This window comes from Sulfurimonas limnophila (genome assembly GCF_059705345.1).
In genome coordinates this window covers 1028763-1053027 of the sequence record NZ_AP046127.1, presented here as the reverse complement: position 1 = coordinate 1053027, position 24265 = coordinate 1028763, and the positions used below count along the sequence as shown (strand labels likewise).

The window sequence follows — 24265 nt, the reverse complement described above, 5'->3', positions numbered from 1 at the left end:
TTTAAAATGAGTAAGAATAATTCAAATGGTACTTTCGCAGCAGCGGGAGGAGCAATAAAAACCGGAGGATTCGCAGCAAGACTTTTTGCATATGCTGTTTTTTATGTACCATTTTATCTTGTCGGTGTGTGGATGATAATAATGTCGGATGCCGAATGGACAAAGGGCAGCACATTTGGCAATTCTACCCTTGATATGTTATGGGGCATGTTTCTTTTTGCAATCCCTTTTATCCTTTGGGAGAGAAGTGTAAGAAAGTTTAGAAGAAAAAACGGGCTAAGTATTTATAAAAACATTGAAGGTGAGTTAGCTCAGATGGAAGTTAATGAAAGAGTTGCCAAAGAGCATAAGGCGTATGCTAATAATGGTCTAGCAAAAGAGGTTACAGTTGATAAGAGTGATGTCGGATATTGGTTCGGACTGCTAGAAAAAGGGGCTATTACTAAAGAAGAGTTTGAAGCCAAAAAAGCGGAGTTGCTTAAGTAGCAACTCATTACAGCAACTTAGAAGAAAGCTATAAACACAAGAGTTAATAAAAATTATAAACCAGCTATAGAAACTATAAAAGTATTTTTTATATAAGCATTCCAATTGTATTAATGTTAATAATTGAAATTTAAAAACTTCAAAAGTCTAGTTAATTATCTTTTATATCAATAGCTAGTTTCTTATTCATCTTATCAAATTGTTTATTCCAATCTAATTTGTTATTAGAAATCAATTGCTCAATTTGTTCAGCTGTTGTATAAGAGTTACTATAGCACATGCATGGCTCCGGATACTGGAGAATCTAAAACATACTAAAAGCCCCTGAAATAGCTCCTTTAAACTCTTTTTTCTATCAACAATTATTTCTTAATCTCCATAATTTACACCTCTTGCTTAAGGGATACTATGTCCTTTTAATGGATTATTAAACAAATAACTCAACACTTTGTCCAAATAACGGTAAATTTAGTGCTAAAAGAACACTTTATATTTAAGAATAATATAAAAAAAAATGCAAAAACATTAAAAATATGATATTTTTTAATTAAATCAACCTATTATCACTTTTAATAGTATATTTTGTGTGTTCTATTAATTATAATATTAAGTCTAAGTTCACTATAATGGGAATGAATAACTAGTTAGGTGAAACTAATTACAAAATAAAGGAGAAATATTATGTTTGAGATAGGAAAAACATATTCTATTAAGATTTTAGAGAATGCTTCAGAGGAAGTTACTTATGTTTTAAAAATTGATTCCGTAGATGGTCATCTTATTAAATCAGGTAAAAAAATTATCAATACAAATTCGAATGTCTTTATTAGTGCAGAACTTAGAGATTGACACCTAACAAAACATTGAAGAGAAATAAATTACCCTGCGGCTAATTTATTTCTCAACTCAAACGTTAAACATCAGGGGAATTATTTGTATCTGGAAAATCGATTAATAGCCATGTTAGATGTACTAGGATTATCTAGTCAAATTGAAGACAAATATGAATTGCAAAAAGTTATAGAAAAATACAATAGATTAATCAAAGAAGCTCGTGAAAAGGTATTTGTAAATGATACATTACCAGGGAGTTTAGAAACAAAAAACTACAATTTCGAAGTAGGTGAATTTGTATTTGATACACTAGTTCTAGTATCATATCCAATAGATGTCAAAAGTAGTTGTAAATTTATTTTCTCAACTTTGCGACTGATGGAACTATTTTCAAATGAAAATATGCCATTACGAGGAGCCATAGGAATTGGGGATTATTGCGCAGATGATGAAACAAAAATTTTCTTGAGTGATGTCTTCAAACAATTGAGCAAAGAAGAACAAAACCAACAATGGGCGGGTTGTGTTCTTTTGAAAGAAGCTGAAGAGCAAATTATCTCGAATGTCTTAGGAAAGGTTCCAACGTCATCTAACCAATCCGATATAATGCATCGACTATCAATACCTACCAAATCTGATACTACAGAAATTAGATGGTGCCTAAACTGGACTTATCAATTGCAAGAATCAGAAATAGAGTCATTACTAGAATATATGAAAGGCGATGTAGTGAAATATGAAAAGACGCAATCTTATATAAATAATATTAGATCTTTACCTGATGAATTTCAGCTTTTAACACCTGAATTTCTCCCCGCAACCAAGCTTAAAACTATGAAAACTCGTGCAGGAATGAATATACGTTTTGAAGATGAAAATGGCTTTCCTGTAGAACCAGGATGTGAACAATGGAGTTTACAAGTTATGGAAGCGAAATAGATGTTTAACAAATCAAAGGAGACCAATCAAAAACCCGCGAGCGGGTTTTTGATTGCTCATTTTAAACGTTAGGTGTCAAACGAAGAGTTAAAATTTGCATGTATTTCTTTCCAATTAAATCCATAATATAGAGCTGTTCTAGCAAATTATCTGCCTAAATTTGGCATTCGTTTGACACTGGCTCAACTCGAGGTTGATAAGAGAGTTGCTCTAGAGGCAGCTCATATTTTTTGTTTTTTAAGTTTATAAATTTGCAAATAAAGCAGCGGAAGAAATACTATAATAGTGTCTATTATTTGAGGACATAGCTCATTTTTGGATATCGCATCCTTTATATGCTCCATCAATCGGATAAGAGAGCAAGAGCTCTCAGTTTTGGGCAATTTTTTTGCCACTTTAATGTTATAGGTCAAGATTTTAATTTCTTCTACTAAACTTTTCATATTTTACCTCCAAATCCTCTTGATTGAGCCGACAAAGCTTCTCCCGCTTGATCGAGAGTTTCGACGCCTCTTAGTTCTAACATCTCAAAAAGCGCACTGTGAGCTTTTAGAATAATTACATAGATCATGACTAATGAAAAGATAGTTATACCAATCTGCATGAAGCCATCCAAAACGTATATTTTAAAAACATTGATATATTCAAAGTTCATAGATGCAAAATCAGAGAGCGAGATCTCTTTCGCCGCTGAGCTAACTTTGTTGTTTTCGATCATTCCGAGTATGATCTTCTTGCTGAAAACATCCCCTATAGAATGGACTAGAGAGTTTACCATTACCGCGAGCCAAACGGCAATAACATATACTGGGAGTTCCAGCATCGTTATGAAAACCTTCAAACTAAACGTCTTGAAGTACTCCAGGTTCCTACTCACGAAAATCACCGGCAACAGCACTAAACTTACAAAATGGATAAGAAATATCTTGACGATTATAATTAAAAATCTCGCAAGCCCAAAGAGAAGAATCGCTAGTATAGGTGATAAAACGATTATAGTTTTAGCGTACGCAACGGCTATACCGAAACCGATGACGCTACTGGATAGTTCAGCGGCCACACCGCCGGCAACGGCACCAAAGAGTCCGCCGATCCATCCGCCGCTCGCTCCGGCTGCCGCCCCTGTCGCTGCACCGATAATATGAGCGTTCTGCTCCGTAAAAGTGTACACGCTCATTACTCCAGGAAGAAGTCCATAAGGAAGCGAGCTAACAAGATTATGAACTGCTTCGCCGACGATGTTTCCGCCGTTTATCTCCTCGTTGGCTTTTTTAAGAAAAGAGTTCTCTGTTCTATACAGACCGCCGATATACTCTGTCTGCATCTTCGTCACTGGAAGAGCTAGCACTGCCAAAAAACCCCAATCGCGATAAAGCTCATATTGAAAATGGGTAAGATTGCGCAATACGGCTATTTTTTTAGCGCTCTGCTCCGCCGTGTCGCCGCTAAAGATCGCCTCATGGTATGACTTGGTATAGTCTATCATTTTGTCCTGGTAGCGGAGTTTTAAGAGATTGTTATGCGCGCAGGCGGACATTGAATACCTAGGATAATAAAGGTTTAGGTCTTGTTCTCTAGCTTGATTTATTGTAAATGCAGAGTAGCCGCTTGAGAGCACTAAACCTTTATTATAGTAATCAGCACCGCCTATCTTACCCCACGACGCCGCGTAAGCCCAATTTTCCGATAGTGGAAATAGCGTGTTTGGGTTATCGCTATAGATATTCATTTTATCTATATTAGAGAACCAGTCTTTTTTGAAGGTTTCAAAACACTCTTTGTCTATCTGTGCCGCGTATTGCGTTAGATTACGATACTGTGCCAGAGCCGCATGTGAGTCGATGATTTGCTGCTGATTGCTTAGACCTGCCTTATCTATCAGACCGTCCATCTCTGTGTCAATCGTGACTTTTGCTATTTCATTAGCCCAATCCGAAAAGAGATAGTACCCAGTTTTTTCAAAATCCTGATAGCGCGTCTTCATAATATCAAACTGCCCTATTTCTTCTCCGCTTGGAGCGTGGATTATATCGTGATCGTTGTACGGGAAAAAAAGCAGCATACCTGCAATAGCGCCAACCGCATAGGGAGTTTTTCTCGCCGTTTTACTAGTTTTATCAACCTGATCGCTAAAGTAGTTAAGGGCAAAACCGCCGGCTCCAAAAATCATTGCGAAACCAAAGATAAAATAAAAGTACTGCATAGACAAATTACTTAGTCCTGTGTACACGCTAAACAGTCCGCTAGCATCACTCTTGATGATCTCGGCATTATCAGTTACGCCTGCATTCTCGCGGTAAATTTTAGCCGTATAGCCGTCTTGAAGTTGAAGCCTGCCCGCCGCCAGAGTTGCCTCCATGTCGATTATGTCAACATCTGTCAATACACTTGACAATAGAAGCTGAGGGATATTGAGATATTGAGCGCCGTTTTGCGCAATCTCGCTCGCTATCTTTTTTTTCTCATTCGTGAGCACTTTAAACTGCTCATTAGCCGTCTTGAGTGCTGTTGCATTTTCGCCCTGGCTTTGAGCATAATTTTTTTTGAATTTTGCCTCTATTTTTGGGTAGTAAACATCAAAAACTCCGATAGGGTTGTAGAGATTGCCGGTGTTTGCTACCATGCAGCTAACGCGGCCGCTTTTAGGGTCAAGCCTATAAATTGTAGCAGTAAAATTGCCGTTAGCCAAAAACTCAGCACAATCGACACTATCCGCTTCACTTGTTAAGCTCTTGGAGTCCGTCATAACGCCTCGACTTACCAGTTCTTCCTTTTGCAACGTAATAAAGGTGTCTAGTTTATACTTTTCTATTGCCTCTCCACCTTTTTCAAAATCCGCGAGAATATTTTTACGGTCGTAGGTGCTTTGATAATTAGCAACCAGCGGGTTAATTAATATAAAAATTAAAAGTAGATACTTAAGCATGAGTTCCCCTTTCTTGAATTTTACGTGTGAAAAACTCTAAAACTAAAAACAAAAACGCGTAAAACATCGTGAAGTATCCAAGCATAATGTAGTAGCTCTCTTTTAGCATTTTGAGCTCTTGTTCGCCCGCCATCGGATAATTTTCCATAAAAGCCATGACAACTATCAATTGAATTAGACTCGCAATGATTATGTAACAAAAAATATAAACACCTATTCGCAAGAGGAATAACATATTACGCAAACGCCATTTTTGAAGTTTTGCGCGTTTTATGTAATCGCGATCTTCTTTTTGCATTTGAATGATTGCTTTTACATTCAAGTTGTAGATACTCTCGTATGTAACGACTAAAGCCGTGCTCGCTGTCGTAAGGTAAGTAAGAAAGATATATAAGCCCTCAGCACCGTACTTTGCAAGCGGTAGAAACTTTTCTGTTAACTGTAAAACAAAAAAAGTAAAGAGTACCAGCCCTATATAAAAAACGAGTCTGACATATATGTTTAGGTCACGGAGCATATCGTAAAGTGTTCCGGTTCCATCAATGATTTTGTACCAAGTTAAAGCTATTTTTTGTATTGGGTTCATTTTTTTACTCCATTGTAAAATTTTGCGACTATGCTATGAGCCTCTGCGGCAACTTCTTCAATACCATCAAAAATATTTTTTTCTGTAAAAAGCACATTACCAAATTCATCAATCCTAAATAAAGATATAACTACATCATTTTCAACTTTGAAAAAACTAAATTCAAAATAACTACTATGGAAACAATTTGATATTTTCGTTTCTTCATATAACTTTTGTGAAAAAGATTTATATTCTTCATCACTCTCTATTTTTAGCTGGAGCAGCTCCAAAGAATTCTCAATCGATTGTCTAGAGTATTTAATCAGTTGTGCTGTTTCTGTTATGTTTTTCATTTTATTTCCTTTTATTTGCCTAATATACTAAATATATAGAATAATTATATCCTATTAAGATATAAATGTCAAGCTTTTATCTCCTAATATGCTAAATATATAGATATTTATTTGCCTTTTAAGCAAATATACGCTATTATTTAAATCTTAATAAGACATAGGAGTAATATAATATGACACTCGAACAATTCAAAGAGCGTTTAACTGCTTTGAATATCAATCTGACCGAATTTGCAGAGTTAACCGATATACCGTATTCCACGGTCTCTAAGTATGGTCGCTCTAATCCAGTGCCGTTGTGGGTTGCTAAATTTCTTGGTATGTATGAAAAAACTAAAGAGTTAGATGAATTTAAGCTCCTCATCAAAGAACTCAATGAGAAGCTAAACGAGGGTAATTAATTTTCTTTTAAAAACCCTTACCTCTCTCGCTCTTGGCTTCTCTCGTAAGCTTTATCTGCGAGCTTTAAATCTTCTCTTGTTACTGGTTCTATTTTTGGAGTGTTTTGCGCTTTTTGGATAGCCTCAAGAGAAGCGGCGATATTTGAAAAGTAATCAATATCTCGCGTCTCTATGCGGTCCGCTATTTTTTCGCCCTCAAGTAAAATATCGTTGATATCTTTTTTATACTCGCTCATGATGTCATAGCGAATGCTTTTAACCTCTGTAATCTCTGCCTTTTTCATTATGTCGGCCACGAAACGATATGCTGCTGCGTCGTTTTGATTAAAAAACATAGGGGTTTGTGTCAATCCCTCTGATATAAGCAATTCTGCGACTTTAGAAGCGTTTGACGTGCTGTTAGCGATAATGATATTAACACCGTCTAGCGGCATTTGTTGGTATGCAGCTGCATAATCCATTTTACTTTCAAAAATCGCTACTTTGTTTGAGTTTGGGTTTTTAAAAAAACTCACATCACTCGTTCCAAAACTCATAGACTTCAAATCCAATTTTTGGAGAAAATGGATATCCCCGCCGCCGCTTTGAGTTAGAACGCCAACACCAAAAGCTTTTTTTATTTTGCCCTGGTTGTTTGTATATTCACCGTTGATAATCTTCATCTGCGGGGGTATTTTTAGAATACCTCTTGAGGCTAGATAATCGACTGCTAACTGATTTGTAGCGACTTCATGCACTGTCGTAACCTTAGAGAGCGGATGAGAGCTTTCACGACTCTTATTTGCTTCTCTCTGCGCTGCTATTCTCTCTCGGTCTGCCTTTGTAAGCTCATAACTCTCTTTTTTAGAGTTAAGGGCCTGCTCCAAATAGTTCGGGACTCCTAGCGTCTGTAAAGAGTAGCTAAGAGCGGTTTTATAATCTTTCCCTGTTGCATCCATCACAACATTAACGATATTGCCGCCCTTGTCCGCTCCAAAATCTTTATAAATCCATTTGCCATGTTTGAGAGAGATATAAGCACTTGCCGTTTTCTCGCCTCGTATATTCATGCGATAGCTGTCATTACCTAGCTCTTTGAGCTCGATTGCTAAATCTTGTAAAACGGGTAGAGGGTCTTGTAAAACAAGCTCCTCGTTAGTTTGGCGGATAAAGGTTTGAATTTGCGAATCATCAAACTTTTTCATACCATTTGCTCTATTTCAAGTTTATCTTTATAATCAAACTCAAAAAATGCAGGTAAAGCACCAAACAAATCATACTTTTCAATAAATTGTAACTCTTGCTCTGCGTCTCCCTGCACTCTCTGCCATTTGCCGTTTAGCTCCACTCTCTCATTTAAAGTAAAGAGTTTCATTTTGTTTTCTAAAATTTGCCCGTCTTGCATATACTTCTGGAAGAGATGCTCAAGGTTTACCTGCTCAAGCTTGTTTTCTGTTTTAAAGTTTTTAAGCTCCTCTTCTTTCCCTTTTGCCTTTTCAAACTTTTTGAAAAGTCTAAATTCCTCCACTTTCGAGAGTGGTTTTTCTTTGAAAAGGTCAGCAAAAGTAAGGTTTTTGATGTCCTCTTCTGGTGCATTATCATTGCTGTATTTTAAAGCGTAATACTCTTTTAAATCAGCAGGAACGCTCTTTTTAGCAATCGCTTTTAAGTTTGCTTGTGGTGTGTAGCCTTTATAAACGACTTCATGATTCGGCAAATAAACGATATGCTCGAACTTGTCTCCCAAACCGTTTAGTAGCTTGTTGAATATGATATTCGTTTTCTCATGCTTATTTGAGTAATAATTTGAGGATTTACCTTTTGAATCTTGGCTCTCGTTTTTCTCTGAATAAACATACTCCGTTTCTCCAATAGAATTTTTAAGAAGATTGATTGTCTCCTCTTCAATCACGCTAAAATAAATCCATGCATAAGCAGAAGATGTCAATAACTGCTGGAGCTTTTTATCATCTTTCGGTATGTATTGCACGGCTGGCATTAGTATTCCACACTTAGAACGAATTAACGTGTGCAAGCGCTTCTTAGAAGCGTCATCCATGATTAATAAAAAAGATAGGTACTCATCTAATGCATACAAAGTAAAATCTGTTTTAGAATCAGGCATTGAAGTATGAACCTGTGACATACAAGCTATGAAAGCTGCAAAGAGTGGAGTTAATGATTTTTCATGCTCTGGAATGTTATCCATAATAAGCTTACATTGATTTTTTCTCTTGAAAAAGTCTTTAATTATAAATCGTTTTTGCTGTGGGTCTTGCATTTTAAAAGCCATAATCTCTAAAGGCTCAAACATTGCTTCCATCGTTGATTTAACATCTTGTTTTGACTTCTGAGTTCCACCGTCCATCTCTGCGAATAAATCCTTAATCGCTTTAATCAATAATAACCATTTAACAGCTGAAGTCTCGTTTGCGTATTTGGTTCTGACTTTTTGAGCAAGCTCATTATATAAGCGTTGGCTTGAGGCACTAAAGAAGTCTTTTTTATCTCCCATAATTGCGTTGGCATAATTCTCGAAAAAAGTTTTTAGAATACCTTCATCTTCACTCATAACATCCCATAAATAGCCTCTTTCATCATACGGCGAAAACAGTATATCGTTTTTACCTAATAGCGTTTCTACAAAATCGCCTGCTTTTACTTGGTGTATGACTGCTCTGTTGTAAAACAGTTGTTTTAGAATATTGAAATAAAACTCTGTCTTACCAGAACCCATTTTTCCTACAAGTAAAATACCCTGTGTCATTTTTAAAGGGTCAAAATGAATTTCTAATATCTCCGCTCTTTTGGCAAAAAATCCATTCATATTTGCTTTATATTTGAAATCTTCATCGAATCTAAAGGTATCAATAAAAACTTTATTTTTAACACTTTTTTTAAAGAGAATTTTTAATCTCGAAACAGGAGTCCATATATAACCCCGTTTTACTTCTAGCGGATTTGGAAGTGAGCCTCCAGCGTTTTTATGAGCAAATGGAAATCTTGCATACACAAAGCCATTCTCTTTCTTAATTCCAAAAATGTACCACAATAGAGCAAAAATAGCCCCGATTAAAAATAAATCACTCATCTCTCTATCCTCTTCTCTAATTCAAATTTAGATAAAAATTTATTTAAAAATTCAATCAAAGCCAAAGGTATGGTTATAGAAACCATACCTGCACCTAATTGAACAACTTCGACACTATCAAACCCTATATCCTTGAATTCTGCGAAACCTCTCTCTGCCATCTTTTTTTCAAAAAATGGCTGCTCCGACTCCATTTGATTGGAGCTTTGCTTTAGGCTCTCGAACTCAGAACCGTCGCCTAGCTGCATATATATTTTTTTATCTTGCATTTTCTCGCCCCTGCTCTTTTGACTCGTGCGCTCTGTCTGCTTTTTGTAAGTCCTCACGCGTTACTACCACACTTGGGCTCTCTCGCTCATGGAATGCCGCGGCTACAGATTGAAGCTTTTGAGCATACTCGAAAAGTTTTTGAGAGTCTAGCTCTCCCTTTGAATTTAGCAGCTCTTTGAAGCTGTCCGCGCTTGACATATGTTGAACCCGCTCTTTTATCTCGTCTTTATTGTATAACTCTCTCGTTACCTCTTTGCCTTGGTTAACCTCTTGGATTTGAGCTGTTGTTTTATCAACATTTTGATAAAGAGCTTGTTTCGCAAAATTATCAACAAACTTATACTCGCCTTGAGTAGCCTCTTTTAAGACTCCGACTTTTCCAAGCTCTTTAGCGTTGCGTAAAGAAGCCTCAACAAATTTATCAATAGTTTTTGGGTCTGCTTGAGCGTTTGATTTAGCAGCTAAAGCCCATTTGTCAAGCGACTCTTTACTTACGCCGTTAAAGCGTACTGCGGAAATGTTCATAAAGTCTCTTGTGGGTGAAGCACTCTCACGGTTAGCGACTTGTTGCTTACTCCACTCTTGAGCGATTTTGCCCTGGATAGTTTTGTCAAAAAAATCAACCGTAGGAGTACGGTCGATAATTGTTTCTGTTTTTGGGGCTCTGATTTGCTCCTGAATAACAGATATCTCTTTTGCTCTCTCTTGCACTGGCTCAAATTTAAAGATATGAAAATCTTCAAACTTTGTTTGTTGGTCGGGTGTCATAGATAGATACTCTTTATTTTTAACGAGTAGGTCTATTTTATCGATCGCTTGCAAATCTTTTGCGAGTACCTCAAAATCCTTAAGCGTTTCGTTTTTACTTGTCTCTCTTGCCTCATAGACATGTAACTTGTCTTGCAAATCTTTAATCGCTGCTTGGAGATTTAAATTTTCTTGCATTTTGTCAGACATAAGCAAAGTGTTAATTGCCTGGCCCTCAACCTTAAACAGTGCTACTTGAGAATCCTTGATAGTGAAGCCCTTTGAAACACCTCTCTCCAAAAACTCATTAAGTATAATGCGATCACTCAAAAGTTCTGCGCTAAACTGTCGCTTATCTAAGCCTTTTTCTTTGAAAAACTGCTCCGCAAGCTCCATTAATTTGGGGTCAACATGTGATTTTAAATCCTGCTCTGACAGCGGTGGTGCTTTGTTTACATGTTGAAGTTGATATTTGCTTAAATATGGATCTAATTTTTTGTTTGCGATTTTGTCTGTGACTTTGTCAAAAAATCTGTCTATTTTTTTAGCCAGATTTTGAAAAATGGAGTTTGTGCGATTTACGGCTCTTGTTAATACGCCTCTTAAACCATTTTGACGATTGATAGCAGCAATAAAATCAAGCTTCATGTCCTCCGGCACTAACTCTGAACGCGCAAATCTTGATAAAGTCTTTTTATCATTTTTTGCAATCGCAAGCTCAAGTTTGGAGCTCATCATTTTTGAGACTTTGCGTGTAAAATCTTCGTTGGCGGTAAGGTTGTTACCGTTGACTATTTTTGTAGGATTATCTTTGATGAGTTTAACCGTCTCCTCATCTAAATTTAATTGGATTTTTTTATCCAAAAACTTTGCGCTTTGCACCTGATCATTTTTTACCCATAGAGTTAAGGGCTCGTTACCCATTAATACCGTATATTTGCGTGATATAAAGTCCATTTTAAGCTCCTATTTTTTGCTTATACAACTCTTGAATAACCGGTTTAATCTCGATTAAAAACTCTTGCGCTGCGTCTATCGCTGCCTCTTTTTCTGCGTCTTCAAGCCTTGAAACCGCCTCTAAAAGCACTTGCGCTTTATCTCGCAAATCCATCACATAATGCTTATCAATCCATGAGACGCGGTTGTGGTCTAGCTCATTTATGGCGGACTGAAGCTCGCTAATTACTACTAAATTTTGATTATTACTCATCTTGTAACTCCTTGTTTTTGAAGTTCTCGGGCTCGTTGCTCGGCATAAGCTCGCTCTGCGGTTCTGATGTCCTCGATTGTGACGACAACTGGTTTATGATTAACTCCTGTTGTTCTAGCATTAGTAACATCATCTCTTTCAAGCTTGGCTCTTGCGACTCCTCGCTCTGCGGTTGTGGTAATAATATTTGAAGCATCTCTATAATGAGAGAGTTTTGCTCGCTCAAGTTTGTCTGAGAGCTCACTAAAGCTTGCAGCAAATCTATCTCGGTTATTGGTTGTTCCCCGGGCATTTTCGATTGCCTCCTCAATTTTAATTTTTATATCTGGTTGTTTGAGACTCGCGAAAAGTTTTTGCGTGTCTAACTTTGTGGATTGTAAACTGTTGATTAGCACCTCATGCATATTTTTAAACTCTGTTTGTTGTTTTGCCTCCTCGGTTTTAATTTTTTTGAATAGAATTGAAATAGATATAGGATTATCTATTTTAGTTGTGATTTTAGTCGCGACATTTAAAGGTGTACGGTGTTTTTTATTTGTAATTTCGCTTTTTACAAGAGAGATTAATTTTTTAAGCTCGTCTTGTTTTAGCTCTTGGTCTTTTTGAACCTCATTTTTTGAAATAGGCTGTAAAGAAGATAGAAGCTTGTTGATATCTACATGTTGAGACATCAGCTCAACATTTTTTACGCGAACCTCGTCGCGATTTACCTCTTTTTTTGCAACTCTTGTATTAAAAAAAGCTCTTAATGAGAGCTGACTTTTAGATAAATGAGGATGTTCTTTTTTAAGCTCCTCAACTTTGGCTTTTATGGCTATGTTACGGCTTGAAAAAGCCTCAATGAGTTTATCATCTACATTTTTAAGCTCGTAGAAGCTTTCACTTTTATTTGTATCTCGCAGCTCAAAACCTGCTTTTTGCAGCTCTTCGCGCAAAGCCTCCCTATAAAACTGCCCTATATTTTTAATTATTGGGCAGTTTTTTTTCAAGAGGTGTGAAGCGTCAAGTGCGCGATATTTTCCATCCTCGCACTTAGTTATGTTAAAAATAACTGAGTGTGTATGAAGCTGCGGATCTAGCGCACGGTTAATGTCATGTTGAAATTTTGCGGCAACCATAGAGCCGGTATTTACACTCTGTCGCTTGCCTTTTACTTGAACTCTCGCTTTTATTTGCTCTTGCTCAATGTGAGACAAAGCCGTATTTACTGCGTTGTCGTGAGCTTTTTGAATGGCAGCTGCAAGGATAGTATCGCCTTTTGCAAGCGCCGCCTCATATACAATACTTATACTTTTTGATGGACTAAAAGTAAAATCAAAGGCGGGCACCGCCGCCTCTTTACCATTCTTTGAGGCGACTAGACTCTCCCCTGTAGAGGGGTTGACACCTTGCAGGAGTTGAATAAAGCTCTCATGAGTGAGGTCATTTAAACCTAACTTATCTTTTAATTTACCGTAAAACTCGCCCTGCTGCTCCGTGTAGTAGTTGTCTTTTGAATAGTAAGTAGAGGCTTGTGCGAGGCTCAGTTTACGAACCGTGAGCATTTTTTTGAACTTTAGTGAGCATGTATAACCGCGCGGCAATAATATATACTCTTATTTGCGTTACAAATTTTGAGTTATTTTTAAGCAAATATCCCAAATTTTTGTATTTATCTTTGTTGTTTGGTGATTTGTAAGCAACAAATGTTAAATCTCCCAACTCGTCAAAATCCTGCAAAATCTTATTTTTGAGGAATTTAAAGGTAACTTTTTTGACAGCAAGCTGATCCATATAAAATTGGCTAATATTCATTTTTATCTCCTTTTTTTGATTTTTACACCCAAACTCCACCCAAGCACGCCACTTTTTTTTAAAGTGGCATTGGTGCAACTCTTTAGAGTGTCCTTTTCTTGTCTTTTTGATGGCACTCTGTGACACTCTCTGTCTTTGTGTGTCTTTTTGGTGGCACTCTATGTCTTTTTATGTCTTTATCTGTCATTTTTGAGCTTTTTTACGATAAAAGCTCGCTTGAGCAATTTTGCTCAATCTCATTAAAAACTTGCGCCGCCTCTTGGCTGCGCCAATACATCATTAGCATTTTGTGAAACTTTTCGCGATCGCCTTTTGCGGCGGCGTAAAACTCTGCTTCGGCTTCTTCTTGCGATGTCTCACGAGATATCGCGGCAAGGTCATAAATGGTTTGCTCATCATCTGCCGCAATCTCAAAATGGTGACTAAACGGGATACCTATTGTTCTTGCTTTTGCAAAAATAGGTGAGTATGGTTTTATGCCGATTTTTGGGTCTCCGAAAAAATAAATGAACTCTTTTTGAATTTTTGCAAAATCAGAGTACATGTTTAGACAAAATACAGTGTTGTCGGGGTCGTTTATATCGTCATGTGTTGCTACTGCGTTGGCTAAGTATTTTTTAATCTTTGTCGTTGGAATAATCCAAGTTTTTGGACGGTTTACTTGTTTGAGTTTTTGCACTATCGGCGCTGTGTCATCTCCCCCGCCGATGTCAACGATATAATTAATGTATGGATCATCCATCAAATCAAAAAGCATATCCGCCACGGCTTCATCTTTTTTATCGATTTTGAGCGATTTGATATTGTCTTGGCTCATTACTTTTGAGTTTTTAAACAAAAGGCTTGAGTTGTTGTTGTCAAGCTCAATCAGCTTAAATTTTTTACCTGCTGCGTGCAGCAGGCACGCTATAGTTATGGCAGTATTGGTTTTACCTACGCCGCCCTTTGAATTTGCGATAATAAATATCATATTTTACTCCTCTGCTTGTTTTATGATTTTTTGTAAAAATGGGCTAGGTTTTCGCTCACCATTTTTAGGTTTGGTCGGCTCCGCCGACGGGTTTGTAGGGGAAAATTTTGAAGCTTTAAGTTTGCTTAAATATCGTCTTATCGTACGAAGTGATACTTCTATTTTTTGAGAAAGAGCAAAAAGTTGAATTTGCTCGGCTTGGTAGCCGGAGGCGTATAAATCCGCTACCTCTTCTTTTATTTTTTCAAGCTTTTGAACCCGTCTTTTTGGGGGTTCGCGACTTTTGAATTTTTCAAGTGGTTTCATTTTTACTTTACCCCCGCTGGGTAAATAAACAACACATCTGCCCCGTTTTTATTGCTCTCTAAAAAAAATTTAGACTGAGCAGCGGGTGTAAATATTTTGTAGCCGCCCGCATTTGCGGGCATGATTACAGCGTTTGTTTTACTCGCAAACTCAAGCCAGCGCCCAGTGTCTCCGGTGCCAAACTGGTAGGCGTAAGATAATACACCGCCCGCAAATATACCTACTACAGTAGCCGATATAACGCCTAAATATAGGCTTTTATAGCTCATCTGTTTGAACTTTTTAACAAACTGATCCAAATCTTGAGACATATTATCAAGATTGTTAAAACCATCCGCCACAACTGTCAGATTTTCGGCTTTTTTTGATAGCTCTTTTGCGGCGGTTTCGGCTGCCGCCGCACTTTTATTGATTTGAACCCGTTGCGCCTCAAATTGCTCATTTAATCGATCGATTATTTTGCGCGATATTTGTGTAAAACTAACCAAGTCAAGTTGTTCTAAAATTTTAGAGGTATCGACCTCGTTTAGGGCTTTTGCCCTCGCCGCAATCCCGTCAAGTTTTTTTAATTCTTCCAAATTTTCGGCAAATTTTTTATTCGCAAAAATTAAATTACTTAAAAGCTCTTTATCTTCTTCCCTGCTCATTTTTGACTCCTTTACTTTATAAATTTTGTATTACATTCCTAAAATGCAATATCAAGTTTATAACTATGTGCAACTCTCACAGTCTCCTACATTGCGCATATTTTTTTACCTGCTATACCACGTGCTCTGTCAAAAAAACAGGTGCAAGGGTTTCGTTTTTAGTGAGTCAGGCTTAATTTTTAAATAACATTGAGGGTTTTAGCCTCATTTAAGCCCTATTAGTAGGGCTTAAATGAGGGTAAGACGCAGCGTTTAAGCTACGCCGTTTTAACGGTATCTGATAGCCACTCTGCTATGGCTTGTTTTGGGTAAAGTACACGGGCACGCTTACCGTTATTTTGTTTTTTGTATGACGGTCCTATACCTTCTTTGCGCCATGATTCGAGAGTCGAACTACTGACGCCTATTGCATCTGCGGTTTGTTTCTGATTTAGCGCGAGCAATTTCTTAAATTTAGGGTTGAGATTATTTATCTCTTCGAGTGTTTGTGTAATTGATTCATTTTTCATGACGTATCCTTTTTTTATTTTTCATTTTGAACTGCCCATTTGATGGCAGCAGGCACATTAATCATCCAGTTTGGATCGAATTCATCAAGTTTGACTTTTTTGGAATTTTCTAAGTTTCCATCTTGTAAATCACAATAATTTTGAAACATAAAATCAAAAAGATCTTCTGGCATGTTTAGATAAAGCTCTATTGCTTCATCAACTTTATTTGTTTTTTCATTTTTGTGTGTTATACTATTCATTGCTATTTACCTCTCTTTACCTCTATTGATAATGTATTATTGCATTATAACGCTTATTTTAAGCTTAAATTAGAGTTATTTTGAGTTACTTATGCAATATAGGAGTTATATATGCAATATAATGCAGATTTTTATATAGAAAAGCTATTAAATCATTACAATGTAAGCACAATAAGTGAACTTGCTCAAATTTTAGATACAAAACAAACTTCAATATCAAGCTGGCGGACTCGTAATTCCGTAAACGCGATTAAAAAAAAATGTCGTGAACTAGGTATATATAATGAGATTTTTGGGGATGTACAAACTAATAATTTTCAAAATAGTAATAATGTGGTAGGACAAGATTTTAGCTCAAAAAATAAAAGTTCACACACTCAAAATATCGGTTCGATTAATATTGATCCTAATATTTTAAAACTTGTTGATACTTTGTATAGTTTTGCCGTCTCAAAACAAAAAGTTGATGAGTTAAAAACTGATTTATCGTCACTTCTGCCTAAATATATGTAATATACAAAAATGATTAGTCAGCAAAAAAACAATTTTCATAATACTAAAAATGAAGTTGCACAAGATTTTACAAGTGCAGCAATTGGCACCCAAAACAACTTCTATTCATCTCTTATTTTCAAACCCCTTAAAATCAAAGATGAGCTTAAAATAAGAGTGTTTCATAATTATATAAACAAGGTAGATCTTGCTCGTACTCTTTTTGGTCTTTTTATAGGTAGTTTTTTTGCTTCTACTTTTTTTATTTATTATCTTGATTTTAAACCTAATATAATAGAGTATATACAAGTCACACTTTTTATATTTGTGGTTTTGTCTTTATTTATTACTTTGTTGCTTTTTACAATGAGATATTTTCCTGCTATGTATTTAATGCTGAACGAAGAGACGGTAACTCAAAAAATCAAAGGGAAAGAAGATATTGTACTTATGTATAATGAGATTAGGAGTTTGCTTAAAATGAAAGATTTGGTAGGCTATTCTATTAATATATATCCAATCAATGAGCTGTATCCTAAAATATCTTTTAATACAGAGTGCATACATACTGCCAATGCTGTTGAGCAGCTTGTAAGTGATAGGATAATCAATGAATAATACCGCTAATATAGAATATGAGAAATTATTTAATACTGCCAAAGACGGGTATTTGTTTAAAAATAAAAAAGCTATCTTTGAATTAGATATGCGTTATAAAGACATATCAAATAAAGATGTAGAGTTAATGAATTACTATAATGCTATTGCATTAGAGGAGTTTCAAAAAATTATAAGCAGTGGGTTATGTATGCCCTTATCAATATTCTTAATTGATATTGCTACTGTCATAACTAAACAACAATATGCTTTTTTAACTTTTGGTAGAATAACAACAACTATAGATAATCATGATATTTTTTCTGTAGGTACAAAAAAACATTTTATTGATAAATATAACAATAGTAGAGTAGTACCTAGTAATATGCATGCATGGATTACTCTATCTGATGGAACTATTATTGACCCAAGCATAGAAGGGTCTGAAGGAATTTCAGATAGATTACTTATAGGTTCTCCTATGCAATTAAGTAAAAAATACAAGTATTCACCTTACCTGATTGCAGATTGTGTAAAAACATCCGAATTTGGATCTAAGTTTGACTTTGATTATTATTGCCAAGATAAAATAAAAAAAATAAAAGCTAACTATAGTAAAAGCTAAGGCTTCCTCCATCTTTTTTATCTCGTTATATCTATTTTTCAATTTTTCTTTTTTAAAAACTCTCTAAAAAGCCGCAGAAAATAGGAAATGCTGAAAAATAGACATAACTACCCTATATAGAGGATAGCCATTTGATAACTATTCTCTATATAGGAGTAGTTTTAGCCGCGTCAAATGAGGTTTCGCTTTCATTTTTAACACACTAAATCGATGTTGTACTCATCGACTTAAAACAATTACATGGACGGTAGCCCTTATCCATAACCTTTTAGTCTTACAGCATAGCGGCTTATTATATCCGCTCCTACCAGCCTTAAGGGAGTCACTACTAAACATTGCTGTTTACTACGGGTATCTCCAGAGTGAATTGAACCGCAAACCGCCTCACACTCTGTACATTTGGTCTCTTTTGGTTTTTGACATCTTATCCTTGATGTGGCTAACTCTATGTTTTCCCTCCCGATCTCTAGGGAGTTGAAGGCTATTAGCTTTTAAAGGATTTTCAACCTTGCAGTTGCCCATCCAACCGCTATTATTTATTTTAACAATTGGTAAGAAAATATGAACGGATTTGAGAATTTTGTGGTATAATTGCGGACACCACATAATCTTTATGTGCCGAGCTTTATCAGTCTTCCAGCGTCGCCAAACTTTGGAAAGAGACTGATAAAGTCTTTCGATATTTATTACTCCAAAACCCTTTTTTATATTACAAGTGCTTCAAAGCTTCGATAGTAGTAAGATCTATCTATTTTTTTATATTGTGATTTTTTTTGAGTGAGACACAAGGTACTAAGTTGTATCTTTTTAATTACTCAACGGGAGACTGGGAGTCTCCTTGGCTCTTGGGGAGAGCCACAACTTAGTACCCCGTTCAGTAATTTGTATGAGAAAATTATAGCAATTTGTGGGCTTTTTAAGCTTAAGTTATAATTACTGCTTATAATGCTTTATTATAGTTTGTTGAGGATTATCGCAAGAAATATCTAAGTCGCTTTATGTTTTAGCTTAAATTGTCTCTTTTTTTGACATTATTGTGACAATATGTTTATGTATTTTTTGGTAAAAAAGCGTTTTTTTTTATAAAAAGATTGAAGATTTTTTTGTTTGTGGTATAATTTGCATACGAGAGAAGCCGTTAAGCTTCCCTCTTTGTTTTAATTATTCTTGAGATATTTAACTATCTCACAAATAACTTCAAGGATTGAGAGAACAATCTTTGACATGTAAATCAACACCTTTCACGGTTAAAGATTTACTAAAACTATATGCACAGTTCCAGCTGTTGCATATAGCTACAGCAGAACCGCATTGCAATTATATCAAAATCCTAAATTATCTACTTCAATTCTGCCGCTATGATCTGCTAGCTTTGCATATCTCAAAGTCATTTTTATATCTTTGTGATTCATGAGCTTTTGAATCGTAAAAATAGGTGTTCCATTTATTGCAAGGTGTGAAGCAAAGGTATGTCTTAGTGTGTGAAGCACCACCCTATTCTTTCTATCGCCTGAATCTAATTTTGTATTGAACAGCTTGTTTAAAATCTCTCTTAATGGCTTTTGAATAGTCGTTTCACTCACATCAAATAGCTTTTCAGTATGTTCAATCTCATCTGTATACTTTTTTAAGAGTTCAACTACATCATCCTTTAAAAAAGCTTTGTATGTAGTATTATTTTTAAAATCTTTAAGTGTTAAAATTTTATGTGTTATATCTATATCTTTTTTCCTTATATTCATAGTTGAGGCAAGTCTTGCACCTGTAGTTAATGATAATTTACAAAAAAGATGTAGTCTCTTATCCCCTTCAACGACTTTGTATAACTTTTTAATCTCTTCTACGGTTAAAAATCTTTCTCTATCGTTATCCACACTATCTTTTTTTATAAATATTGAAATATCATTTTTGAGTAGCTCTTCTCTACTAGCATTCTTTATTATGCTACCAAACAAAGAGAGTAGTCTTAAAGCCCTATTTTTAGGGCTTTTTTTTGTGAAAAAAAGCTTTTGTCCCCTATCTTTCCCTAAAGAAAACTATCAACTTCTATAAAATTTTATTTTTCACTCAAAGACTCACTAATAGTTTTAGTAATTGGTTTAGTAATATACTCTAAAACTGTTCTACTTCCAGTTTTTATATCTACTGTGACTGTCATACCTGGATTTATCTGTATTTCATCAGCAAACCTGTTTCTAAATTCTTTTTCCTTGATACGAATCTTTGCTTTATAATAAATTGTATCGCCATTTCTCCCTTGTTCAGTTAAGGAATCAGGGCTTATATAATCCACCTCTCCAATCATCGCTCCATAAATAGAAAAATCATAGGCATCTAGTTTAATGATTGCCTTTAATCCTTTAACTAAATGTGACATATCTATTGGCTGGATTTTGACTTCCACAATTAAATCAGACTCCGTAGGCAGTAGCTCAACGACTTCGTCTCCAGGTTTTACAACAGCTCCTATTGTGGTAAAATTGATTTTATTTACAACTCCATCCATAGGAGAAACTAATGTAGTATGTTCTAGCAGCTGCTTTCTATCAAGTAATGTTTGTTCCTGAGTTGACAAATCTTCTTGAACCTTAGTCATTTCAGCTTGAGCATCTTGAAAATATTTATTTTTTTTCGTAGATATTTGGCCTTTAATATCAGTAATTTGCCTTTGCAGTTTAAGTACTTCCAATTTTCCAACATCTCCTGTTTTTAAAAGGTTGTTGTTCATTTGCAGCTCTAGCTTTGCCAATTCCAAACTCTCTTTTAAAGTAGAAACATCTTCATCTATTGCTTGTTTTCTTCGTTTATACAAGTCCGTTTGATTAGATATGAACTCTTTATATTTTGAAAGCTCGGAGGGAAAAGAAAGAGGCTTTCCATACACTTCGGCTTTTAATCTACATAGGGTTATTTTTAAGGCGGAAACTTTTCCCAGAGTATCAGTATAGGCTGCGTTTGCTCTCTCTTTTTCTAAGACCACAAGAATATCTCCTTTTTTAACACTATCTCCCTCTTTAAACTGTATTGACTCTATAACGCCGGCATCAGCGGATTGGATAATTTGCGTTTTATCCGCCGAGACTATTTGTCCTTGCGTTCTAATACTTCGCTCAATTTCAAAACTATAAGCCCAGAGTAAAATAGTTGAAAATGCAACCACTATGATATAAATAAAGTATCTCGCTCGTTTTGTTTTTTGTCTGCTTACTATAGATAAAGACATTAATTTTCCTTGCTAGAGACAGGAGATTGGAGTTTCTCCAAAATCTCATTTTTATTTCCAAACATGGCTATTTTCCCATTGTTTAACACCAGTATTTTATCTACTATCGCCAAAATAGAAGGTTTGTGAGTTACAATCACCACAGTGTCTTCTTCTTTAATAGTTGTCGCTAAAATTTTTAGCATTTTGTTTTCTAACTGTCCATCCATCGAAGCAGTTGGCTCGTCTAAAAGCCAAATAGTTGGGCTGTTAATCAAAAGTCTTGTTATTGCCACTAATTGCTTCTGACCCGTAGACAATCCAACTCCCCCCTCGCTAATAGGCAATTCAAACCCTTGTGGATTACTTTGAACAATTTGAATGAGACCAGTGAGTGTAGCTATGTCTCTTAAAACCTCGTCTCCAGGGTCTTTTTGACCTATAATCAAATTTTCTCTCAGTGTTCCTTGAAAGAGTCTATTGTCTTGCGTCATATAACCAATCGTATTAGAAAGAAGCTCTCTATCTATCAAGGAGATATCTAAATTGTCTAAGAGCACTTTTCCCTCTTGTGGGCTATACATACCTGATAAGATTTTCAAAAATGTGCTTTTACCCGATCCTATGCTCCCAACGATTGCAATTTTATCTCCTCTATTGATGGTAAAGTTTTCAATAGATAAAGCCTTCACGCCCTCTGTATATGAGTACTCTACATCAGATACTGAGTAATCGCCTAAGATGATTGAGGGCTTTAAGGGAGTTGCAATGTCATGATGATAGGTTTTTAAGCTATACATTTGCTCAAGTCCTTCCAATGCGGCTTTTGAGTGGGCCATTTGAGTAAACAATCCAGGCAATGCAGCTACGGGTGCCATAATTCTTCCTGAAATAATAGTACAAGCGATTAACGCTCCCATAGTCATATCGCCACTTATAACCAAAAAAGCTCCAGTAATAATGATTGAAGCATACCCTAGTTGCTGTAGCAACGCAGCAATATATGTTGAGTTTTCATTTATATGTCTCATAGACAAATCATTAGAAATGGCGCCCTTGCTTGTGTGCATCCATCTTGCTAAAAATTTCTTTTCACCATATCCCGCTTTTATAATCTCAGAACCTTGAATAGTTTCGACTAATTCTCCGATTTTTATATTATTGTATTTAGCACTGTCAGTTGCATGAAGCTTTATTTTATATTTTAACCATAAGCCTACGCATAACGCCGTGATAAAAAAAGTAAAAGATATGAGAGCGATCCAAGGGCTTCCAATAAACGCCAAAAGTAAAATATATAAAATAGCGAAAGGTGTATCGACAAATAAGTACAAAGTACTCGCTGTTAAAAACGTTCTAATTGTTTCATACCCTTTTAACTGAGAAGACAAAGAACCCACGCTTGAAGGCATTTGATCTAGTCTGATAGACAAAAGTCTTTTATAAATCTGTCTTGAGTATGTGTTATCCAAACCAACAATCACATTGTCCATAATCAAACTTCTAGCCATTTTCATACTGAATTCAAAAATTATCATTATGATAACGCCTAACGCCAGGGTAAAGAGCGTAGATAGTCCATGAGTCGGAATAACTCTGTCATACACTTGCATACTAAACAAAGAAGTTGCCAAAGCTAAAATATTAATAACTATAGTCGCGGCTATCCCTTCAAAAATATATCTCTTGTATCGTAAAAGATTAGATTTAAACATCCCATAGGCTGTTTGATCTTTTTTATTACTGCTCATTCTCTACCCTTATTTTTAACTTTTTTAACTCATTTGAAAAGATTTTGAATTTTATAGGCGTTGTGACTAAATAGGCCTGAACATCACTTAAACTTATCTGAGCGTTAATCAGCTCCCTCTCCGCATTAAGAACATCCAACCAACTTCTTTTTCCCGCAATAAATAATCTTTTATATGAAGCTCTAGTCTCTTCATTCGTTTTGATAGCCAAAACATAGTTGTCATATCTCTCATAGGTGAACTGATAATCACTCAATTCCGAAGCCACTTTTTGTTTTATCTCTAGTTCTATATTGTCCCTATCACTTGATAGAGTCAATACGTCCGCCTTAGCTGCTTCTATTGCCGAGATTGACGAGAAGCCCGCGCCAGGCGTGTACTCTAAACCGACTTTAAAAACTGAATAACTTCTATTGTTCATACTACTACTATTTGCGATATTGCTTTCATCTGCCCAATTTTTTTCATACTTAGCGTAAACACTAGGATAGATAGCGGATTCTTTAATAGTTACTTCTTGAGATTGCGCGTTAATTTGTTGCGCATACTTCTCTAAAGAAGGATTAACCGCAACTACTTTGGCTATTAAATTGTCGTCGTTATATTGTGGCGTTAATTCAAGTTGATTTAACTCTTTTGGCAAAATATCTTTAAATTCTTCTATTGAGACTCTTCTAGCAAGTAACTGTTCTAGTGTAAGCAATGCTCTACTTTGCAAAGCCAATGCCATAGAATGATCTGTTTGAGCTTGTGTAAGTCTGGCTTGAATAAGTGATAGTTCCGAGTCCGGAGAAACGCCTTCGGCTATTCTTCTTGTAATCATGTTTTTATGCTCTTCCAATCGTTTGAGAGCCTCAATGTAAACTAAAGCTTTTCCATATGATGAGAGTAAACTATAAATATTTTGAGTCACCAAAATAGCCAAACTCTCTTTTGTTTCAGCTAAATTCATTTGTGCTATTTGCTTTTGAATTTTCGCTTTATTATATGTCGCATCTATTCTTCCACCTGCCCATAGTGGCTGCTGAAGACTAAAGTTTGCTACTTGAGCTCCATTTTCATCATTCTCAGCACGTAAGGATGGTGTTGGAAAGTATTGCCACCATGCGCCATCTACACTGTAACTCGTAGCGGTTATTGAGTTTTGTTTAGATAATATCGAAGGATTTTTTTCAAAAGAAGTACTAATTAAATCTTCGACAAATTTTTCATAGGGAGAAGCTTGAAGGGAAATAGCTAAAAGAAAAAGAGACAAAACAGATTTTTTTTTAATCATACACACATCCTAAAGGTTTATTGGTTATTTAGTATAAAAGAGATGTTTCT

The 24265-nt window shown here is 35.7% G+C and carries 27 protein-coding genes; 7 read left to right on the top strand and 20 right to left on the bottom strand.

The features are described 5' to 3' along the window. Positions 1-6 precede the first annotated feature (6 nt). The 3 genes from AC6H33_RS05410 (at position 7) to AC6H33_RS05400 (ending at position 2259) form a co-directional block, all read left to right on the top strand. Positions 7-486 (top strand): SHOCT domain-containing protein, encoded by a 480-nt coding sequence (locus AC6H33_RS05410; protein WP_497605937.1) that lies wholly within the window; start codon positions 7-9, stop codon positions 484-486. A gap of 681 nt (positions 487-1167) precedes the next feature. Continuing rightward, entirely contained in the window at positions 1168-1335 is a 168-nt protein-coding gene (locus tag AC6H33_RS05405; RefSeq protein WP_497605936.1) for a hypothetical protein, read from the top strand. A gap of 111 nt (positions 1336-1446) precedes the next feature. After that, complete coding sequence (locus AC6H33_RS05400; RefSeq protein WP_497605935.1) at positions 1447-2259, top strand: hypothetical protein; 813 nt, start codon at positions 1447-1449, stop codon at positions 2257-2259. Positions 2260-2480: 221 nt separating this feature from the next. Here the strand turns inward: AC6H33_RS05400 and AC6H33_RS05395 are convergent, their stop codons facing one another. From AC6H33_RS05395 to AC6H33_RS05380, 4 genes are read right to left on the bottom strand one after another with little or no spacing between them, the layout of a single operon-like run. Then, positions 2481-2702: a hypothetical protein gene (locus AC6H33_RS05395; protein ID WP_497605934.1), complete on the bottom strand. Its 222-nt coding sequence runs from the start codon at positions 2700-2702 to the stop codon at positions 2481-2483. Beyond that, complete coding sequence (locus AC6H33_RS05390) at positions 2699-5185, bottom strand: hypothetical protein (RefSeq protein WP_497605933.1); 2487 nt, start codon at positions 5183-5185, stop codon at positions 2699-2701. Before AC6H33_RS05390 ends, AC6H33_RS05395 begins: the two co-directional genes overlap by 4 nt. Further along, a complete protein-coding gene (locus AC6H33_RS05385) occupies positions 5178-5771 on the bottom strand; it encodes a hypothetical protein (protein WP_497605932.1) in 594 nt (197 codons plus the stop codon). The genes AC6H33_RS05390 and AC6H33_RS05385 overlap by 8 nt, the downstream gene beginning before the upstream one ends. Then, positions 5768-6106 carry a hypothetical protein gene (locus AC6H33_RS05380; RefSeq protein WP_497605931.1) on the bottom strand — a complete coding sequence of 113 codons (339 nt, stop codon included), beginning with the start codon at positions 6104-6106 and terminating at the stop codon, positions 5768-5770. The genes AC6H33_RS05385 and AC6H33_RS05380 overlap by 4 nt, the downstream gene beginning before the upstream one ends. A gap of 173 nt (positions 6107-6279) precedes the next feature. Between AC6H33_RS05380 and AC6H33_RS05375 the strand changes: the two genes are divergently transcribed. Beyond that, positions 6280-6507 carry a helix-turn-helix domain-containing protein gene (locus tag AC6H33_RS05375; protein ID WP_497605930.1) on the top strand — a complete coding sequence of 76 codons (228 nt, stop codon included), beginning with the start codon at positions 6280-6282 and terminating at the stop codon, positions 6505-6507. 17 nt (positions 6508-6524) lie between these two features. Here AC6H33_RS05375 and AC6H33_RS05370 read toward each other — a convergent pair whose 3' ends face one another. The 12 genes from AC6H33_RS05370 to AC6H33_RS05315 all read right to left on the bottom strand — a co-directional run bounded on the left by AC6H33_RS05370 (position 6525) and on the right by AC6H33_RS05315 (position 16272). Continuing rightward, complete coding sequence (locus AC6H33_RS05370) at positions 6525-7691, bottom strand: hypothetical protein (protein ID WP_497605929.1); 1167 nt, start codon at positions 7689-7691, stop codon at positions 6525-6527. Further along, complete coding sequence (locus AC6H33_RS05365) at positions 7688-9313, bottom strand: type IV secretion system DNA-binding domain-containing protein (protein WP_497605928.1); 1626 nt, start codon at positions 9311-9313, stop codon at positions 7688-7690. The genes AC6H33_RS05370 and AC6H33_RS05365 overlap by 4 nt, the downstream gene beginning before the upstream one ends. A 260-nt stretch (positions 9314-9573) precedes the next feature. Continuing rightward, positions 9574-9846 (bottom strand): hypothetical protein, encoded by a 273-nt coding sequence (locus AC6H33_RS05360; RefSeq protein ID WP_497605927.1) that lies wholly within the window; start codon positions 9844-9846, stop codon positions 9574-9576. After that, positions 9836-11551 (bottom strand): hypothetical protein, encoded by a 1716-nt coding sequence (locus AC6H33_RS05355; RefSeq protein WP_497605926.1) that lies wholly within the window; start codon positions 11549-11551, stop codon positions 9836-9838. The genes AC6H33_RS05360 and AC6H33_RS05355 overlap by 11 nt, the downstream gene beginning before the upstream one ends. Position 11552: 1 nt before the next feature. After that, a complete protein-coding gene (locus AC6H33_RS05350; protein ID WP_497605925.1) occupies positions 11553-11804 on the bottom strand; it encodes a hypothetical protein in 252 nt (83 codons plus the stop codon). Beyond that, positions 11801-13348 (bottom strand): MobF family relaxase, encoded by a 1548-nt coding sequence (gene mobF / locus AC6H33_RS05345; protein WP_497605924.1) that lies wholly within the window; start codon positions 13346-13348, stop codon positions 11801-11803. Before mobF ends, AC6H33_RS05350 begins: the two co-directional genes overlap by 4 nt. Further along, the gene (locus AC6H33_RS05340) at positions 13332-13724 is read right to left on the bottom strand and encodes a hypothetical protein (protein WP_497605923.1); all 393 of its coding nucleotides are present in this window, start codon (positions 13722-13724) and stop codon (positions 13332-13334) included. Before AC6H33_RS05340 ends, mobF begins: the two co-directional genes overlap by 17 nt. A 73-nt stretch (positions 13725-13797) precedes the next feature. Next, the gene (locus AC6H33_RS05335; protein WP_497605922.1) at positions 13798-14568 is read right to left on the bottom strand and encodes a nucleotide-binding protein; all 771 of its coding nucleotides are present in this window, start codon (positions 14566-14568) and stop codon (positions 13798-13800) included. Between the two features lie 3 nt (positions 14569-14571). Next, positions 14572-14874, bottom strand: coding sequence for a hypothetical protein (locus AC6H33_RS05330; protein WP_497605921.1), 303 nt, complete (start codon positions 14872-14874; stop codon positions 14572-14574). A gap of 2 nt (positions 14875-14876) precedes the next feature. Beyond that, positions 14877-15521 carry a hypothetical protein gene (locus tag AC6H33_RS05325; protein ID WP_497605920.1) on the bottom strand — a complete coding sequence of 215 codons (645 nt, stop codon included), beginning with the start codon at positions 15519-15521 and terminating at the stop codon, positions 14877-14879. A gap of 257 nt (positions 15522-15778) precedes the next feature. Then, positions 15779-16030 (bottom strand): helix-turn-helix transcriptional regulator, encoded by a 252-nt coding sequence (locus AC6H33_RS05320; RefSeq protein ID WP_497605919.1) that lies wholly within the window; start codon positions 16028-16030, stop codon positions 15779-15781. Between the two features lie 14 nt (positions 16031-16044). Beyond that, positions 16045-16272, bottom strand: a complete 228-nt coding sequence (locus tag AC6H33_RS05315; RefSeq protein WP_497605918.1) for a hypothetical protein — start codon at positions 16270-16272, stop codon at positions 16045-16047. Positions 16273-16383: 111 nt separating this feature from the next. Between AC6H33_RS05315 and AC6H33_RS05310 the strand changes: the two genes are divergently transcribed. Genes AC6H33_RS05310 through AC6H33_RS05300 form a run of 3 tightly spaced genes read left to right on the top strand, consistent with a single transcriptional unit; the run spans position 16384 to position 17986 of the window. Continuing rightward, on the top strand, positions 16384-16785 hold the full coding sequence (locus AC6H33_RS05310) for a hypothetical protein (RefSeq protein ID WP_497605917.1): 402 nt from the start codon (positions 16384-16386) through the stop codon (positions 16783-16785). 9 nt (positions 16786-16794) lie between these two features. Then, complete coding sequence (locus AC6H33_RS05305; protein ID WP_497605916.1) at positions 16795-17382, top strand: hypothetical protein; 588 nt, start codon at positions 16795-16797, stop codon at positions 17380-17382. Continuing rightward, positions 17375-17986 (top strand): hypothetical protein, encoded by a 612-nt coding sequence (locus AC6H33_RS05300; protein WP_497605915.1) that lies wholly within the window; start codon positions 17375-17377, stop codon positions 17984-17986. The genes AC6H33_RS05305 and AC6H33_RS05300 overlap by 8 nt, the downstream gene beginning before the upstream one ends. 1322 nt (positions 17987-19308) lie before the next feature. Here AC6H33_RS05300 and AC6H33_RS05295 read toward each other — a convergent pair. The 4 genes from AC6H33_RS05295 to AC6H33_RS05280 all read right to left on the bottom strand — a co-directional run bounded on the left by AC6H33_RS05295 (position 19309) and on the right by AC6H33_RS05280 (position 24215). Beyond that, on the bottom strand, positions 19309-19941 hold the full coding sequence (locus AC6H33_RS05295) for a tyrosine-type recombinase/integrase (RefSeq protein ID WP_497605914.1): 633 nt from the start codon (positions 19939-19941) through the stop codon (positions 19309-19311). A 101-nt stretch (positions 19942-20042) separates the two neighbouring features. Next, a complete protein-coding gene (locus AC6H33_RS05290; protein WP_497605913.1) occupies positions 20043-21209 on the bottom strand; it encodes a beta-barrel domain-containing protein in 1167 nt (388 codons plus the stop codon). Next, a complete protein-coding gene (locus AC6H33_RS05285; RefSeq protein WP_497605912.1) occupies positions 21209-22939 on the bottom strand; it encodes a peptidase domain-containing ABC transporter in 1731 nt (576 codons plus the stop codon). Before AC6H33_RS05285 ends, AC6H33_RS05290 begins: the two co-directional genes overlap by 1 nt. Continuing rightward, positions 22929-24215, bottom strand: coding sequence for a TolC family protein (locus tag AC6H33_RS05280; protein WP_497605911.1), 1287 nt, complete (start codon positions 24213-24215; stop codon positions 22929-22931). The genes AC6H33_RS05285 and AC6H33_RS05280 overlap by 11 nt, the downstream gene beginning before the upstream one ends. Between the last annotated feature and the right edge of the window lie 50 nt (positions 24216-24265).